Below are 477 nucleotides of genomic sequence, written 5' to 3'. Positions count from 1 at the left end.
ATTATATACCAATAGAGAGGAAGAGTAAATAATATTCAGAATTTTATTCGATTTCCGGCGTCCCTGGTATCATATTTATTCCGCTAAAACGATGATTATCTCTAACTTAGCTGGAACGTCAGCCATTCGTTTTTACGGCAATTACGAATAAAAGCAGACGGTACAGCGAGGATCTTATATAGATTCTCGTGACCATCTGCTTTATTTAAATAAACATTAAAAGGTGTAAACGCGGCATTACAAATATGTCAAATACGATTACCAAATATTTTTCAAAACAATTTTTCCTATCGCCTTCCCTGACTCCATGTACGCATGAGCTTGTGAGACTTCATCAAACGTAAAAATATTTGAATCGACAAGCGGACGCAGCTTCCCTTCCTCAACCACCTGAGCGACCTTCTTCAAAATTTCTCCATGATGTTTACGCAGGTCCTTGTTCAAAATCTTCAACAACATAAAGGTAACATGTAGAGA

General features: G+C 37.1%; 1 protein-coding gene. It reads right to left on the bottom strand.

The genetic code is table 11. The features are described from left to right. Positions 1–258 precede the first annotated feature (258 nt). Positions 259–477 (bottom strand): zinc-binding dehydrogenase (locus tag AC2JF9_RS08725; protein ID WP_500726979.1); only part of this gene is annotated, 219 nt, incomplete at its 5' end.

It is taken from the genome of Lactobacillus sp. C449L (assembly GCF_059900815.1).
Note: the sequence above shows the minus strand (reverse complement) of the source record. Positions and strands in the feature narration are given on the sequence as shown.